This window comes from Fenollaria timonensis (assembly GCF_001457835.1).
Taxonomy (GTDB): Bacteria; Bacillota; Clostridia; order Tissierellales; family Peptoniphilaceae; genus Fenollaria; species Fenollaria timonensis.
In genome coordinates this window covers 871,196-886,825 of the sequence record NZ_LN898230.1, presented here as the reverse complement: position 1 = coordinate 886,825, position 15,630 = coordinate 871,196, and the positions used below count along the sequence as shown (strand labels likewise).

19 protein-coding genes and 1 other annotated feature are annotated in these 15,630 nt (G+C 35.3%); all 19 genes read left to right on the top strand.

Features of this window, described 5'->3' with window-relative positions:
* The 19 genes from dprA (at position 1) to BN3004_RS07195 (ending at position 15,624) form a co-directional block, all read left to right on the top strand.
* Positions 1-1,083, top strand: coding sequence for a DNA-processing protein DprA (dprA, locus tag BN3004_RS07285; RefSeq protein WP_058260526.1), 1,083 nt, complete (start codon positions 1-3; stop codon positions 1,081-1,083).
* Positions 1,084-1,089: 6 nt separating this feature from the next.
* The gene (gene topA / locus BN3004_RS07280) at positions 1,090-3,165 is read left to right on the top strand and encodes a type I DNA topoisomerase (protein ID WP_058260525.1); all 2,076 of its coding nucleotides are present in this window, start codon (positions 1,090-1,092) and stop codon (positions 3,163-3,165) included.
* A gap of 54 nt (positions 3,166-3,219) precedes the next feature.
* Positions 3,220-3,285: a sequence feature (ribosomal protein L21 leader region), on the top strand.
* A gap of 11 nt (positions 3,286-3,296) precedes the next feature.
* Entirely contained in the window at positions 3,297-3,608 is a 312-nt protein-coding gene (rplU, locus tag BN3004_RS07275; protein WP_058260524.1) for a 50S ribosomal protein L21, read from the top strand.
* A gap of 2 nt (positions 3,609-3,610) precedes the next feature.
* Complete coding sequence (locus BN3004_RS07270; RefSeq protein WP_058260523.1) at positions 3,611-3,973, top strand: ribosomal-processing cysteine protease Prp; 363 nt, start codon at positions 3,611-3,613, stop codon at positions 3,971-3,973.
* Complete coding sequence (gene rpmA, locus BN3004_RS07265) at positions 3,967-4,257, top strand: 50S ribosomal protein L27 (protein ID WP_019214708.1); 291 nt, start codon at positions 3,967-3,969, stop codon at positions 4,255-4,257. The genes BN3004_RS07270 and rpmA overlap by 7 nt, the downstream gene beginning before the upstream one ends.
* 57 nt (positions 4,258-4,314) lie before the next feature.
* Positions 4,315-5,574, top strand: a complete 1,260-nt coding sequence (gene obgE / locus BN3004_RS07260) for a GTPase ObgE (RefSeq protein WP_058260702.1) — start codon at positions 4,315-4,317, stop codon at positions 5,572-5,574.
* Positions 5,575-5,582: 8 nt separating this feature from the next.
* Positions 5,583-5,876, top strand: coding sequence for a YhbY family RNA-binding protein (locus BN3004_RS07255; RefSeq protein WP_082244132.1), 294 nt, complete (start codon positions 5,583-5,585; stop codon positions 5,874-5,876).
* Positions 5,866-6,456: a nicotinate (nicotinamide) nucleotide adenylyltransferase gene (gene nadD / locus BN3004_RS07250; RefSeq protein ID WP_058260521.1), complete on the top strand. Its 591-nt coding sequence runs from the start codon at positions 5,866-5,868 to the stop codon at positions 6,454-6,456. The genes BN3004_RS07255 and nadD overlap by 11 nt, the downstream gene beginning before the upstream one ends.
* Entirely contained in the window at positions 6,449-7,024 is a 576-nt protein-coding gene (yqeK, locus tag BN3004_RS07245) for a bis(5'-nucleosyl)-tetraphosphatase (symmetrical) YqeK (protein WP_058260520.1), read from the top strand. Before nadD ends, yqeK begins: the two co-directional genes overlap by 8 nt.
* A 3-nt stretch (positions 7,025-7,027) precedes the next feature.
* Positions 7,028-7,369, top strand: coding sequence for a ribosome silencing factor (rsfS, locus tag BN3004_RS07240; RefSeq protein ID WP_058260519.1), 342 nt, complete (start codon positions 7,028-7,030; stop codon positions 7,367-7,369).
* Positions 7,370-7,371: 2 nt separating this feature from the next.
* Complete coding sequence (locus tag BN3004_RS07235; protein WP_019214714.1) at positions 7,372-7,752, top strand: RidA family protein; 381 nt, start codon at positions 7,372-7,374, stop codon at positions 7,750-7,752.
* Positions 7,753-7,761: 9 nt separating this feature from the next.
* A complete protein-coding gene (locus BN3004_RS07230; protein WP_058260518.1) occupies positions 7,762-8,715 on the top strand; it encodes an L-threonine 3-dehydrogenase in 954 nt (317 codons plus the stop codon).
* Between the two features lie 387 nt (positions 8,716-9,102).
* Positions 9,103-10,290: a cysteine desulfurase NifS gene (nifS, locus tag BN3004_RS07225; protein WP_058260517.1), complete on the top strand. Its 1,188-nt coding sequence runs from the start codon at positions 9,103-9,105 to the stop codon at positions 10,288-10,290.
* Entirely contained in the window at positions 10,290-10,739 is a 450-nt protein-coding gene (gene nifU, locus BN3004_RS07220; protein WP_058260516.1) for a Fe-S cluster assembly scaffold protein NifU, read from the top strand. The genes nifS and nifU overlap by 1 nt, the downstream gene beginning before the upstream one ends.
* A gap of 2 nt (positions 10,740-10,741) precedes the next feature.
* Entirely contained in the window at positions 10,742-11,953 is a 1,212-nt protein-coding gene (locus BN3004_RS07215) for an AI-2E family transporter (protein ID WP_058260515.1), read from the top strand.
* A gap of 10 nt (positions 11,954-11,963) precedes the next feature.
* Entirely contained in the window at positions 11,964-14,597 is a 2,634-nt protein-coding gene (alaS, locus tag BN3004_RS07210) for an alanine--tRNA ligase (RefSeq protein ID WP_058260514.1), read from the top strand.
* 70 nt (positions 14,598-14,667) lie between these two features.
* Positions 14,668-14,919: an IreB family regulatory phosphoprotein gene (locus tag BN3004_RS07205; RefSeq protein WP_019214720.1), complete on the top strand. Its 252-nt coding sequence runs from the start codon at positions 14,668-14,670 to the stop codon at positions 14,917-14,919.
* A gap of 41 nt (positions 14,920-14,960) precedes the next feature.
* The gene (gene ruvX / locus BN3004_RS07200) at positions 14,961-15,392 is read left to right on the top strand and encodes a Holliday junction resolvase RuvX (protein WP_058260513.1); all 432 of its coding nucleotides are present in this window, start codon (positions 14,961-14,963) and stop codon (positions 15,390-15,392) included.
* Positions 15,382-15,624: a DUF1292 domain-containing protein gene (locus tag BN3004_RS07195; RefSeq protein ID WP_058260512.1), complete on the top strand. Its 243-nt coding sequence runs from the start codon at positions 15,382-15,384 to the stop codon at positions 15,622-15,624. Before ruvX ends, BN3004_RS07195 begins: the two co-directional genes overlap by 11 nt.
* The last annotated feature ends 6 nt before the right edge of the window (positions 15,625-15,630 follow it).

Genomic DNA, 15,630 nt, shown 5'->3' with positions numbered 1-15,630 from the left:
ATGGATACTAGAGATATACTTTTGTATTTAAACAGCATCTTCGCTGAAAGAGCTGCTGTATTTAGCTTATTTGATTTAAATATCGAGCTAAATGATATCATGAATATGGATAGAGCTTCATTAAAAAAGCTAAATCTATTTCCTGATGCAATTATAAATAAGATTGTAAATGATGATAAAGAGGCAATCGTATATAAAATTAAGGAAAAGCTTGACAATATAGACGCAGATTTCATGACTTTTCTTGATGAAGATTTTCCAAGCAGATTGTTTTTTATAGATGATCCACCATATTTATTGTTCTACAAGGGAAAGATTATTGATGATGATGAAAACTCTGTTGCCATAGTTGGTGCGAGAAAGTCCACAAGCTATGGCCAGCTCGCGTGCAAGGAGATTGCTCGAGATTTATCTATGAAGAAGATCTGCATTATATCAGGTCTTGCGCTTGGCATTGACTCAATCGCGCATCAAACAGCTCTTGAAAATGATAATAGAACCATAGCCGTTATTGGTAATGGTATTGATCAGATATACCCAAGGCGCAACGAAAGACTTTACGCAGAGATAGCGGATCACGGAGCAGTTATATCAGAGTTTCCTCTTGGGGAGCAGCCGCTAAGATATAATTTTCCTGTGAGAAATAGAATAATAAGTGCCTTATCAAAATTAGTTATAGTTGTTGAGGCGCAAAAGAGGAGCGGCTCACTAATTACAGCAAGACTTGCGCTTGAGCAAGGAAGAGACGTCTACGCCGTTCCAGGCAACATCTTCTCGGCCAATAGCGAGGGCTGCAACACGCTCATTAGGGATGGAGCAGGCATATACACAAATATCGATGACCTGATCGAAACTAGTAGTCTGGTGGACAATTCCATAGCTATGGCAGAAGAAAATTTAGATTTAAGTGATGACGAAAGAAAAGTTTATGATATAATAAAAAATGGCGATGTAAATTATGAGATAATACTCGCAAAAGCGGGCCTTGACAGCGCCTCCTTATCGGCTCTATTAACAATACTTGAGCTAAAAGGAGTAATAACGAGTCAAGGACAAAGAACATACTATGCGAACAGAAGGTGATGAAAGATGGATTTAATTATAGTTGAGTCCCCAACGAAGGCTAAGACCATATCGAAGTTTTTGCCAAAGACTTATAAGATAGTCGCTTCGAAGGGACATTTAAGAGACCTGCCAAAGAGTAGGTTTGCGATTGATGTAGAAAATAATTTTGAACCAGAATATATTAATATAAGAGGAAAAGGACCTATTATCAATGAGCTTAAGGATTTAGCTAAAAAAGCTGATAGAGTTTATCTCGCAACCGACCCCGATAGAGAGGGTGAGGCAATTAGCTTTCACCTAGCTTATATTTTAGATATAGATCCAAAGGAGCTTGACAGAATTGAGTTTCATGAAATAACTAAAAATGCTGTAACTAAGGCTATAGGTGAGCCGCGCGGCATTGATATGGACTTAGTTGACGCTCAGCAAGCAAGAAGAGTGCTTGATAGGATAGTTGGTTACAAGATAAGCCCAATACTATGGAAGAAGATCAGATCTGGTCTATCAGCAGGTAGGGTACAATCAAGTGCGCTTAAACTTATTGTTGACAGAAAAAGAGAGATAGATGCCTTTGTTCCTGAAGAGTACTGGAACTTAAAGGCTTTATATAAGCATGGAAGTGAAGAGTACGAAGCAAAGTTCGTCGGAACAAGCGATGGCAAGGGCAAAGTGAATAAACTTGATGTTCATAACGTAAAAGAGAAGAATGCCATAGTAAAAGAGATAAAGGCAGCTGAGCACATTTGCGAAAGCGTTAAAAAATCTGTTTCATCAAGAATGCCAAGTCCGCCATATACAACAAGTACCCTTCAACAAGATGCATCAAGGATATTAAATTTCTCCTCATCAAAGACTATGAAAGTGGCTCAAAGCTTATACGAAGGTATTAACATTGGCAGGGGCTCTCAAACGGGTCTCATCACCTACATGAGAACCGACTCAACAAGGCTTTCTGATGAAGCTTGTAGCGCTGCTCAAAGCTATATTCTTAGTCAATATGGCAAGGAATATCACAAGAAGAATAATTACGCGCAAAAGAAGTCAAAGAACGCTCAAGACGCGCACGAAGCGATTAGACCAGTTAATATAAACATAAATCCAAGTCAAATATCAAAGTACTTGTCGCAAGACGAGCTTAAGCTTTATAGATTAATTTGGCAAAGATTTTTAATGACACAAATGGCGAGCGCTAAGTTTGATACATTGACAATAGATTTTGCGTCTGGTAAATATATATTTAGATCAAACTACAAGAGCTTAAAGTTTGATGGTTTCTTAAAAGTATCTTCTTATGAAAAGTTTGATGAGAAGAAAGATGTCAAGCTTAAGGCAAAAGATAAAGTTGATTTAGAAAAGATAGAAGGCGAAAAGAAATTCACTCAGCCTAAGAGCTACTATACAGAAGCGACTTTGATTAAGGCACTTGAAGAGCTTGGCATAGGCAGGCCAAGTACTTACTCGCCAACTATATCGACACTGATCAATCGTAATTATATAGAGATAGAAAAGAAGATGTTTATACCGACAGAGCTTGGTATATCAGTTACTAAGCTTATGGAAGAGAACTTTAACTCCATAGTCGATGCGAAGTTCACGGCTTATCTAGAGAGCAAACTTGATGATATCGCTGTCGGCAAAGTCGAGTGGAAGGATGTAATAGCGGACTTTTACGAAGACTTTATTAAGGACGTAGAAAGAGCCGAGAAAGAAGCAAAAGATTATGAGCTTAAAGATGAAGTAAGTGACGTTAAATGCAAGCTATGCGGAAAGCCTATGCTTGTTAAGAGATCAAGATATGGCAAGTTCCTTGGCTGCTCGGGCTTCCCTGAGTGTAAGTATACTGAGCCAATCGTTGAAAAGACAGGAGCTATGTGCCCTAAGTGCGGTCACGATATAATTAAGAAGAAGTCAAAGATAGGCAGAATTTTTTACGGCTGCTCTAACTATCCAAACTGTGACTTCGCTACCTTTGATGAGGTTTATTCAAAGCCATGTCCTAAGTGTGGCAAGTACAGAACAATCAAGAGAAAGAGCAAAGAAAATATCATTACTTGTCCAAATTGTGGCTTCGAAGAAGTGATTGATAAGAAAAAAAGCTAAAATATCAAATATTATTTAAAAAAAGCTTGACATTTTCATCATTTCTGATATAATAGTTAGGTAAACCGCTCAGAATTGGTTTTAAGTTGATCACCAATGATGGCGAGACTAAGTTAGAGGAGGTATTAGACTTGTACGCAATTGTAGAAACAGGTGGAAAGCAATACATGGTTAAAGAAAACGATGTAATCCACGTAGAAAAGTTAGAAGCTAACGAAGGCGACGAAATTAGCTTAGACACTGTACTTTTCGTCTCTAATGATGGGGATAATAAAGTAGGTAAACCTTATGTAGATGGTGCTAAGGTTACTTGCAAAGTTTTGAAACAAGGTAAATCTAAAAAGATTGTTGTATTCAAATACAAACCTAAAAAGAACGAAAGAAAGAAAAAAGGTCATAGACAACCATTTACAAGATTAGAAGTAACTAAGATCGAAGCTTAGTTATGACTACAGTAAGTTTTTTCAAAAAGGATGACAAGATACTAGGATTTGAATTTGATGGGCATGCAAATTACGCTCATGAAGATGGCATAGTTTGCGCAAGTCTCTCAGCTCTTTCTATATCAACAGTCAATTCTTTAGAAGAAATAGCAGGATTAAATGAAAACGAAGAGTACTTCGTAGAAATTTATGAAGATGATGATAAAGACGAGGTTAAATTAAGTTTTAAGTATAGGACAGATGATTCTGAAAAGGACTACATAAGTCAGATACTATTAAAGTCTTTATTACTAAGCGTTAAAAATATATATAAGGAACACTCCGATAAAGTGGCTTTATATGTGAAGGAGGTAAAGAAATGTTAAAAATTAATTTACAATTATTCTCCTCTAAAAAGGGACTTGGTTCTTCAAAAAACGGTAGAGACAGTAAGCCAAAAATGCTTGGAACAAAGCGTGGAGACGGACAATTCGTTCTATCAGGTAACATTCTTGTAAGACAAAGAGGAACAAAGATTCATCCCGGTAATAATGTCGGTAGAGGAAAAGACGATACACTTTTTGCTATGATTGATGGCGTTGTTAAATTCGAAAGAAAAGACAAGAAAAGAAAACAAGTAAGTGTATATCCAAAAGAAGTTTTAGCATAGTTTTAAGGAACCGGTACACGGTTCCTTTTTTATTAAGGTGGTGATAATGTGTTAGACATGGTAGTATTAGAATTAAAAGCTGGTAAGGGCGGAGACGGCATGGTTGGCTGGAGAAGAGAAAAGTTTGAACCTGCTGGAGGACCTTATGGCGGCGATGGAGGTAAGGGTGCATCCATCATTTTAAGAGCTGACTCAAATATGAGAACGCTAATAGATTTTAAACATAAGAGAATATTTAAAGCTGATAATGGTGAAAACGGCAAAAATAAATTGCAATATGGTAAAGATGGTGAGGACTTAGTCCTTAAAGTTCCAGTTGGAACACTTGTTAAGGAGTATAATTCAAAGGGACTTATTATGGACTTAAAAAATGATGGCGACGAAGTCATCATAGCCAAAGGCGGCCGTGGTGGAAGAGGCAATGCAAAGTTCAAAAACTCTGTAAGACAGGCACCAACATTTGCAGAGCCTGGTAAAAAAGGTGAAGAGATAAAAGTAATACTTGAGTTAAAGCTTATAGCAGACGTTGGCTTCATAGGCTACCCAAACGTAGGTAAATCATCGCTTTTATCGGTGATATCAAGAGCAAAACCAAAAATTGCTAACTATCACTTCACAACACTTGAGCCAAACCTTGGCGTAGTTACAACTAAGGACAATAACAGCTTTGTTGCGGCTGATATACCAGGGCTTATAGAAGGGGCACACGAAGGTCTTGGACTTGGTCATAGCTTCTTAAAGCATATAGAAAGGACCAATGTACTTGCTCACGTTGTTGATGCATCAAGATCAGAGAGAGAAAACCCGATTGAAGATTTTAAAAAGATAAACGAAGAATTATTTTCTTATAATGAAAAGTTAAAAGATAAAAAGCAATTAGTCGTATTAAATAAGGCAGATTTAGTTTATGAAAAAGAAGAGCTAGAAAAGCTTCAAAACGATTTTAAAGAGATGGGCTACGATAGCGTTATTACAAGTAGTGCAACGCTTGAAGGCGTTGAGATGCTTAAGTATAAGCTATATGACATCATCGAGGATATGCCAAGAAATGTTAACGAAACATTCGATGACGAAGTATACATCAAAGAGGATACAGACATTCCTGTTCATGTATATAAATCAAATGGCATTTATTTCGTAGAAGGAACTAAGGTTGAGAACGTTTTAGCAGGCGTTTATGCTGACAATATAGACTCACTAAGATATTTCCAAAGATTCCTTGAAAATGAAGGCATCATGGACGAGCTTAGAGAGCTTGGACTAGAAGACTCAGATACAGTCGATGTATGCGGCTTCGAGTTTGATTATTATAGATAGGTGATATTATGACAGGAAAAGAAAGAGCAAAGTTAAAATCAATCGCACAAAATTTAAAAGCTACATTTCAAATAGGCAAGGAAGGCATCTCGGCTGAATTTATTAATCAAATTGATGATTATTTAGAAAAGAATGAAATTGTTAAGATTAGAGTTTTAAATAATTCGTCAGAAGATGTAAAAGAAGCGCAAGCCTTTCTTATGGAAGAGCTTAACTGTGAGTTCGTTCAACAAATTGGCTCGATATTTGTAATTTATAGAGAGTCATTGAAGAGACCGAGACTTTTGCAAGATGAAAAATAAGATACTTATTTTTGGCGGAACATTTAATCCCATTCACAATGGGCACTTGATATTGGCTGAGCACTGCATCAATGAAGAGGGCTTTGATAAGGTAGTCTTTATTCCGACTATGAATCCATATTATAAGGATACACTTGATTTTGATACAAGACTTAAAATGCTAAAGATGGCGATAAAGGACAATGATAAATTTGCCTACTCAAGCATAGAAAAGAGATATAATTTGGAAGGAAGGCTTTACTTGATACTTGAAAAGATTTCAAAGCTTAGTGAAGACTATATCACCATACTTATAGGCTCAGATAGCCTTATGAATCTTGATTGGTGGTACAAGATAGACGAGATACTTAAAAAATATAAAGTTCTTGTACTTAAAAGAGATGAAGAAGACGAGGCCATCGCCATAAAGATAGCTGAGTACAAAGAAAAGTACGGCGCCGATATAAAAGTTTTAGATAATAAAAGAATTGAGATATCATCAAGCATGATACGAGAGATGATAAAGAGCGGCAAGTCGATCAAGTACCTTGTCAGGGATGATGTAGAAAAATTTATAAGGGATGAGAAGCTATATGTATGATATTGAAAAGTTTAAAGAAAAACTAAAAAGCGGAGTAAAGGCGTCAAGGTATGAGCACTCTTTATCAGTTATGAATTTTTCAGTAGAGCTTGCAAAATATTACGGCGTAGATGAAGAAAAAGCAAGGGTTGCAGGACTTTTACACGACTGTGCAAAATATAAAGATACAGATAAGATATTGCAAAAGGCAAAAGAATTTGATATAATAATTGATGGTGACTTAAATCACACTATAAAAGTGCTTCATGCTTTACTCGGCTACTATATAGCAAGAGATGAGTATGGCATAGAGGATGAAGAAGTGCTTTTAGCTATAAAAAATCACGCACTTGGTAGAGAAAATATGAGTGATTTAGAGAAGATTGTGTTTTATGCAGATTTTGCAGAGCCTTTAAGAACATATTCCATGGCTGAAAAGCTTAGAGAGTTTAAGTACGAAGGCCTTACAAAGGCAGCGTATGAAGCAGTGAATTACAACCTGTGCTATTTACTTGAAGAAGGCTTATACGTTCACCCACAGTCATTAAAAACAAGAAATTCATTATTATTGGAGTTGAAAGGAGAATAATTTTTGGAAATTAAAGAAAAGTTAGAAATAATTCAAAATGCAATTGAAGCGAAGAAGGGCTTTGACATAAATAGTTTATTTATAGGAGATAGAAGCTCTATTGCTGATTATTTTGTAATCTGTTCAGCCAATAATAAATCACAAGCTGAGTCAATCATGGATGAGGTTGATGAAAAACTTGCCGTACAAGGCGTATTGCCAAGACGTGTTGAAGGCAAAGCAACAAGCAATTGGATAATCATGGATTATGAAGACGTAATCGTTCACATATTCTTAAGCGACGATAGAGAATACTATAATCTTGAAAGATTATGGAAAAACTTAGAAATAGAAAGTGAGGAATAAGAATGAGTCTAAAAACTGTAGACACTAAAAAAGCACCAGGTGCTGTAGGACCATATTCACAAGCAATAGCTTTTGAAAGATTTTGTTTCACATCAGGTCAACTACCTATCAATCCTGAAACAGGAGAGTTAATTTCTGATGATATTGAAAAGGCTACTGAACAATCAATTAAAAATGTAGAGGCAATTCTAAATGAAGCTGGCTTCACATTAGAAGACGTAGTTAAGACAACTATCTTTGTAAAAGATATGAAAGATTTTTCAAAAGTTAATGGCGTTTACGAAAAATACTTCTCAAGTCATAAACCTGCAAGATCTTGCGTAGAGGTATCAACTCTACCAAAGAATGGGCTTATTGAAATAGAAGCAATTGCATACAAATAGGAGGAAGAAATGAGAAAAGTATTAGTTACTGGAGCTTTAGGACAAATTGGTTCTGAACTTGTAAAGAGATTTAGAAAAGAATACGGCGACGACAATGTTGTTGTATCAGACGTTAGAGAATTACCTGAAAGAAAAGACATCATTGACGCAGGTCCATTCGAATTAATTGACGTTACAGATGGAAAGAGAATTAAAGAAGTTGCAGATAAATATCAAGTAAACACTATAGTTCACTTAGCAGCACTTCTATCAGCAGTTGGTGAAAAGGTACCACAAAAGTGCTGGCAAATCAACATGGGCGGCTTATACAATGTATTGGAAGTTGCTAGAGAAAATGAATGCCAAGTATTTACGCCAAGCTCAATCGCTTGTTTTGGACCAGAAACACCAAAGGATAAAACACCTCAAACAACATTACAAAGACCAACATCTATGTACGGTGTAACTAAAGTAGCTGGAGAAAACCTTTGCGACTACTATCACTTAAGATTTGGCGTTGATACAAGAGGAGTTAGATTCCCTGGTATCATCTCATATGATACACTTCCAGGTGGAGGAACAACAGACTACGCAGTTCATATCTACTATGACGCAATTAAGAAAGGCTCATACGAATGCTTCATCAAAGAAGGTACATACATGGACATGATGTATATGCCAGATGCACTTGATGCAGTTCTTGAACTTATCGAAGCAGACGGATCAAAACTAATACACAGAAATGCATTCAACATCGCTGCAATGAGCTTTGAACCAGAAGAAATTAAGAAGTCAATTCAAAAATTTATGCCAGACTTTACTATGACATACAATGTTGACCCAGTTAGACAAGCAATTGCAGATTCATGGCCAAACTCATTAGACGATAGCTGCGCAAGAGAAGAGTGGGGCTGGAAGCCTAAATACGATCTTGATGCAATGAGTAAAGACATGCTTGAAAAGCTTAGAGAAAAATTAAAATAGTTTAATCAATATTATTATACGAAGCAGAGTGAGAAATCATTCTGCTTTTTGTTTTGCAAATGGAGTAGTTTGGGTATAATGTATATATATGATGAATGAAACACGCTCATCGTACTTGGCTTAGAACGAATATAGCAAGATGCTAGATATAAATATATTATTATATGTGATTTAAGTATAATAAATATTAATACTAGAGAAAATCATTTGCATGGACTTGACAAAAGCTAGTAGATATATTATAATATAAATACAATTGAATACAAACATATACATATTAGAAGCCAATCATATTACATAGATAATTTTATTATCACATACATATTACATATTAGATAAAATAGGGATATTTTATCTTTTTATGATTATATATAAAGGGGGATTATGATGGGCTTTATTTATTTGGATAACGCTGCAACAACAAAGGTTAGAAAAGAAGTTATAGATGCGATGCTACCATACTTTGATGAAAAGTATTACAATGCATCAAGTCTTTATTCGCTAGCAACTGAAGTGAAAAAAGATGTGGTAGAAGCAAGGGAGAAGATAGCATCATACTTTAACTGCAAGGCAGATGAGATATATTTTACAAGCTGTGGCTCAGAATCAGACAACTGGGCTTTAAAGGGATGTGCATTTAAGTACGAGGACAAGGGTAAACACATAATTACGACTGCGATTGAGCATCCGGCTATACTTAATACATGCAAGTTCCTTGAAAAGGAAGGTTTTGAGGTAACATATTTAAGCGTTGATGAAGATGGTTTTATTGACCTTAATGAACTTGAAAATGCCATGAGAGACGATACTATCTTAGTTAGTATAATGTTTGCTAATAATGAGATAGGAACTATACAGCCGATTAAAGAAGCAGCTGCTATAGCTCACAAACACAACGCACTATTCCATACAGACGCTGTTCAAGCAGTTGGTAACGTTAGGATAGACGTAGAAGATTTTGGCATAGACATGATGAGTTTATCGGGCCATAAGCTATACGGACCAAAGGGTATAGGCGCTTTATACATTAGAAAAGGCGTGAATATTGACAACTTAATTCATGGCGGTGGACAAGAAAGAAAGAGAAGAGCAGGAACTGAAAATACTGCTGAAATTATCGGTCTTGCTAAAGCTATAGAATTATTATATGACAATTTTGATAAGCATAACTCTCATTTAAGAGATAAAAGAGATAGACTAGTTAAAGAAATTATGGAAAAAATTCCATATACACTATATAACGGTAGTAAAGATCCAGAAAGAAGACTACCAGGAAATGCTTCATTCTGCTTCAAGTACGTTGAAGGCGAAGCGCTTCTACTAATGCTTGACGCTATGGGAATAGCTGGATCAACTGGTTCTGCATGTGCATCTGGCTCACTTGATCCATCACATGTATTACTTGCAATAGGCTTACCACACGAAATTGCTCATGGATCTTTAAGACTAACATTCTCAGAAGAGATTACAGATGAAGATGTAGACTACGTTGTAGATAGCCTAGTAAAGATTATTGAAAGATTAAGACAAATGTCACCTCTATATGATGAGGCAATTGCGAAAGGAGAAATATAATGTTATATTCTGAAAAAGTTATGGATCACTTTATGCATCCAAGAAATGTAGGAGAGATGGAAAATCCAAGCGGTGTTGGCGAAGTTGGTAACGCAAAATGCGGCGACATCATGAGGATGTACCTAAAGATAGATGAAAACGATATAATTACAGACGTTAAGTTTAAGACTTACGGCTGTGGTACTGCTATTGCGTCATCATCTATGGCTACAGAACTTATCAAAGGTAAGTCCATAAACGACGCTATAAATTTATCAAATAAGGAAGTAGCTGAAAACTTAGACGGACTACCACCAATCAAGATGCACTGCTCAGTACTTGCTGAAGAAGCTATCAAGGCAGCTCTTTATGACTATCAACAAAAGTCTGGCCATAAGGTAAAAGGTCTTGAAAATTACGAACCACCAAAAGATGATCTACATGATCATGAACACATGGAACTAGACTAAAAATGAATATATTATTAACAGATATCATCGATAGAAATATTGTTAATTTATTTTTACAAGGAGGAGCTCTAAATGGCATCCTCCTTGGTTTAAAAATAATTATACTTGCACTAGGTATATATTACCTTGTAAATATTGGTAATAAACATCTACAAGATTCGGAAAAATTAATATTTTCAAAAATAGTTATAATTAAATTTATACTTACTGTTTTGGCTGTATTATTTTTCATATACATATACAAAAGTTTTCTTATGGTAAGGACTTTAACCTTATCTATACTTATTGCTGCTATGCTTGCGTACTTTTTAAACCCTATGGTTAAAAGTGTGCGTAAGAGACTTAAGATATCGGATACTCTTGCGATTTTGACTGTTTTTTTAATAGTTATTCTTATATTTTTAATCTTAGGCTTTACTGTCTTTCCTAAGACTATTTCTGATATTAAAAATCTTATAATTAAATTTCCTGAGTATTACAAGCAAACACTTGAATCTATCAATGATTTCTTTAATCAATATGAACTTTTCAAAGGAATAAATCTTGATAACGAACTTATAATTGATAATATCTCGAAAATATACAAAAAACAGACAGCTAATGCGGGAAATTTACTTGTTAATTCTGCAAAGAATGTAATGAGCTTTGTATTTTCACTTGTCTTGACACCAATATTTGCTTTTTACTTTTTGAAAGATAAGGACAAAATTAAGGAAAAGTTAAAAGCCATGATACCAGAAGCGAGAAAAGAAAGGTTAATAAGGCTATTCTCAAATATTCATAATGATATGACTAAGTACATCATAGGCAAGATTAAGATGGCGGTATTCGTAGGTTTTGCAACATTTATTATGCTTCTAGCCTTGGGAGTAGAATTCTCCTTTGTTATAGGTATAATTACATGCGTTGCGGATATAGTGCCATATGTAGGACCGCTTATGGGACTAATACCAGCCTTTGTCTTTGCTTTTATAGACAGCCCAATCAAAGCGCTTTGGATCTTCATTCTATATATATTAATTCAATGGGTTGAAAACAATATCGTGGGTCCGAAGATATTATCAAAAGAAACGGGCTTCCATCCAATAGTAGTTTTGTTCCTACTTATACTAGGAGCGGCGCTATTTGGATTTTTAGGTATGATACTTGCGGTACCTATTGCACTTGTTATCAAAACGGTGTATAATGAATATGTTGTAAATAAAAATTATTAGAGGTGTATAAATGAAACATTTATCAATGAATGAAATAAGAGATGAATATTTAAATTTTTTTAAAAATCAAGGTCATTTAGCTGAAAAAAGTTTTTCGCTAATACCTAAGGATGATAAATCATTATTATTAATAGGTGCTGGTATGGCACCACTTAAGAAGTTCTTTACAGGCGAGTTAAGTGCTCCATCTAAGAGAATGACTACTTGTCAAAAGTGTATCAGAACAGGCGATATTGACAACGTTGGTAAAACTGATAGACACGGAACTTTTTTTGAAATGCTAGGAAACTTTTCTTTTGGAGATTACTTTAAGAAAGAGGCAATTCATTGGGCGTGGACTTTACTTACTGAAAAGTTTGAAATAGAGCCTGAAAAGTTATGGATCACAGTATTTAAGGATGACGATGAAGCCTTTGATCTATGGGTTAAGGAAGGTCAAGATCCTAAGAGATTAGTAAGACTTGGTAAAGAAGATAACTTCTGGGAGCTTGAAACTGGTCCATCGGGTCCATGTACTGAGATTTTCTACGATAGAGGAGAAGGCTACGGTACTTTAAAGGACTTTAATGACGGCGTAGAAAATGAAAGACTAATCGAAGTTTGGAACCTTGTATTCACTCAATTTGACAGAAAGTCAAAGGATGAGTACGAGCCACTAAGCCATCCAAACATCGATACAGGTATGGGTCTTGAAAGAATGGCGTGCGTTATGCAAGGCGTTCACTCAATCTTTGACATAAAAGAAATCAGAAGCATAATTGAAGAGATTGAAAAACTTTCAAATAAAAAATATAAAGAAAATGAAAAAGATGATATATCTATAAGAATAATCGCTGACCATGTAAGAAGCATGACATTTATGGTTTCAGATGGCATAATACCATCAAACGAGTCAAGGGGTTATGTACTTAGAAAAATTATCAGACGTGCGATTAGACACGGTAAGCTTCTTGGCATAGACAGACCATTCTTAGCTGACTTAGTTGAAAAAGTTATAGATGGCTGGTCATATCACTATACAGAACTAGCTCAAAATAGAGAAACTATAATCAAGATTATAAGTGCTGAAGAAGCTAAGTTTGAAGAAACTATCAATCAAGGTATGAACATCTTAAACTCATATATTGACGAGCTTAAAAAAGAAGGCAAGAAGAGTCTTTCAGGTGAAAAAGCCTTCATTCTATATGATACTTATGGTTTCCCATTTGATATAACTAAGGAAATACTTGAAGAAAACAATATTAGTGTTGATGAGGACGAGTTTAACAAGAACATGCAAGAACAAAAGCTTAGAGCAAAGGAAAATGCTCACGTTGAAGACTCTGGCTGGAACAGCGACTTAAACCTAGATATCTACGAAAATTATAAGAATGAATTTATTGGCTACGAACACAATGTGAATGAAGATGCCAAGGTAAATGCCATAGTTGTAGATAAAAACTTAGTCGATTCAATCAAGGAAGGCGACAAAGCCATAGTTATACTTGATAAAACACCATTCTATGGTCAATCAGGTGGACAAGTTGGTGACGTCGGCACACTTAAAAATGACAGCGCAACTCTAAGGGCAATTGACACAAAGAAGACTAAGACAGGTCTTGTGCTTCATGAAGTTGAAGTAGAATCAGGCGAATTAAAAACTGGCGACAAGCTAGATGCTGAGATTGACTACAAGCTTAGACAAGATACGCGCAAGAACCACACAGCAACTCACTTACTTCACAAGGCACTAAAGATGGTTCTAGGCACTCACGTTAATCAAGCAGGTTCCTTAGTTAGTCCAACTAGACTTAGATTTGACTTTACTCACTTCCAAGCAATGACAGCTGATGAAATTAAACAAGTTGAAAACATTGTTAATGAAAGCATTTTCGATGCTATAGACGTAAATACATCTGTAGTTAGCTTAGAAGAATCTAAAAAGATGGGTGCAACAGGTCTATTTGAAGATAAATACGGAGACTTAGTAAGAGTAGTTAAAGTTGGCGACTTCTCAATGGAGCTATGCGGTGGTACTCACGTTAAGAACACTTCAGAAGTAGGACTATTCAAGATAGTTCAAGAAACTGGTATAGCTGCAGGCGTTAGAAGAATCGAAGCTCTAACAGGCAGAAATACTTATAAATATCTAAATGATAATGAAGCCGAACTAGATAAGCTTAGTGAAACATTCAAAACTAACAAAGAAGACCTTATCAATAAGGCTGAACAAACAATTAGCGACTTAAAAGATAGAGAAAAAGAAATAAAAGACTTAAAGAACAAAATACAAAATGCTGAGCTTAAAAATCTTGACAGCGAAGTTAAAAATATTAACGGCGTTAACTATATAATCAGCGTGATTGAAGCTGATAATATGAATGAGTTAAGACAAGCAGGAGATAAGCTAAAAGACAAAGTTAAGTCTGGTATAGTTATGGTAGCTGCGGACATAGGTGGAAAGACTTCATTCATCATAACACTTACAAAAGATGTTGTAAGCAAGGTAGTTACAGCAAATATCTTGATGAAAAACATTGCTCCGCTACTAGATGCTAAGGGCGGTGGAAGAGATGACATGGCTCAAGCAGGCGGCGGCAACTCAGATAAGCTTAAAGATTTTGAAATAAAAGCAGAAGAAAAACTTAAAGAGATTTTAGGCTAACTATAATAAGAAATAAATTATTATTGAAGACATAAGTTTTTTATGATATACTATATTTAGAGGTGATAGCATGGATAAGAAATTTGATGAGACAATGAAATTTAATATTCAAAAGGAAACAGTTCAATCACCAAAAGAAATATTAAATAAGGTTTGTGAAGCTCTAGAAGCTAAGGGATACAACCCCATCAACCAAATCATAGGCTACATTTTATCAGGAGATCCAACATATATAACAAGCTACAATGATGCGAGATCGATGATAATACAAATGGAAAGAGATGAGCTTTTGGAGGCAATACTCGTTGATTATTTGAAATGATTAATAGGGGCTTATAACCCCTATTATTTTTAGGTGAAATTATGGAAAGAATTTTAGCTTTAGATGTTGGCGATAAAACGGTAGGGCTTGCAATTTCAGACGAATTGCAAATTATAGTCACAACGCTAAACACTATATTTAGAACTTCAAAATTAGAAGATAGAGACAAGTTAAAAGAAATTATTGATCAGTACGGCGTAAAGACTTTGGTCGTTGGTCTACCTAAGAACATGGATGGAAGCCTTGGACCACAAGCAAAAAAAGCAAAGAAGTACATGGATTTTATGAAGAAAAATCTTGATGACATAGAAGTAGTCTATGTTGATGAGAGACTGACAACAGTAAGTGCGACAAGAGTTTTAATTGATACGAATGTGCGTAGAGAAAACAGAAAAAAGTATGTTGACTCAATCGCGGCAAACTATATTTTAAGAACATATTTAGATATGCAAAGGGGAAAAAATGGAGAATAAAATACTGCTTCATGACGATGATGGTAATGAGATAGAACTTATCGTCGAAGCTACATTTGAGATTGATACTGACAAGTATGTAGTAATGTATGAAAGCGAAGAAGACGAAGATTACTATATAATGAAGTATAGTGAAGATAATGAAGGGAATTTAGTATTCACAGGCTTAGACGATGAGGAGCTAAGAGAAGCTCAAGAAGCCTATGAAGAATTAGATAAAACAAATAAATAAAAGGAG

Excerpts from the sequence above, each read along its gene's own strand:
- nadD (WP_058260521.1), top strand. The coding sequence starts at position 5,866 with ATGAAAAATAAGATACTTATTTTTGGCGGAACATTTAATCCCATTCAC.
- BN3004_RS07255 (WP_082244132.1), top strand. The coding sequence starts at position 5,583 with ATGACAGGAAAAGAAAGAGCAAAGTTAAAATCAATCGCACAAAATTTA.
- BN3004_RS07215 (WP_058260515.1), top strand. The coding sequence starts at position 10,742 with ATGAATATATTATTAACAGATATCATCGATAGAAATATTGTTAATTTA.
- BN3004_RS07230 (WP_058260518.1), top strand. The coding sequence starts at position 7,762 with ATGAGAAAAGTATTAGTTACTGGAGCTTTAGGACAAATTGGTTCTGAA.
- alaS (WP_058260514.1), top strand. The coding sequence starts at position 11,964 with ATGAAACATTTATCAATGAATGAAATAAGAGATGAATATTTAAATTTT.
- obgE (WP_058260702.1), top strand. The coding sequence starts at position 4,315 with ATGGTAGTATTAGAATTAAAAGCTGGTAAGGGCGGAGACGGCATGGTT.
- ruvX (WP_058260513.1), top strand. The coding sequence starts at position 14,961 with ATGGAAAGAATTTTAGCTTTAGATGTTGGCGATAAAACGGTAGGGCTT.
- BN3004_RS07205 (WP_019214720.1), top strand. The coding sequence starts at position 14,668 with ATGGATAAGAAATTTGATGAGACAATGAAATTTAATATTCAAAAGGAA.
- BN3004_RS07270 (WP_058260523.1), top strand. The coding sequence starts at position 3,611 with ATGACTACAGTAAGTTTTTTCAAAAAGGATGACAAGATACTAGGATTT.
- nifS (WP_058260517.1), top strand. The coding sequence starts at position 9,103 with ATGGGCTTTATTTATTTGGATAACGCTGCAACAACAAAGGTTAGAAAA.
- rpmA (WP_019214708.1), top strand. The coding sequence starts at position 3,967 with ATGTTAAAAATTAATTTACAATTATTCTCCTCTAAAAAGGGACTTGGT.
- BN3004_RS07195 (WP_058260512.1), top strand. The coding sequence starts at position 15,382 with ATGGAGAATAAAATACTGCTTCATGACGATGATGGTAATGAGATAGAA.
- BN3004_RS07235 (WP_019214714.1), top strand. The coding sequence starts at position 7,372 with ATGAGTCTAAAAACTGTAGACACTAAAAAAGCACCAGGTGCTGTAGGA.
- topA (WP_058260525.1), top strand. The coding sequence starts at position 1,090 with ATGGATTTAATTATAGTTGAGTCCCCAACGAAGGCTAAGACCATATCG.
- dprA (WP_058260526.1), top strand. The coding sequence starts at position 1 with ATGGATACTAGAGATATACTTTTGTATTTAAACAGCATCTTCGCTGAA.
- nifU (WP_058260516.1), top strand. The coding sequence starts at position 10,290 with ATGTTATATTCTGAAAAAGTTATGGATCACTTTATGCATCCAAGAAAT.
- yqeK (WP_058260520.1), top strand. The coding sequence starts at position 6,449 with ATGTATGATATTGAAAAGTTTAAAGAAAAACTAAAAAGCGGAGTAAAG.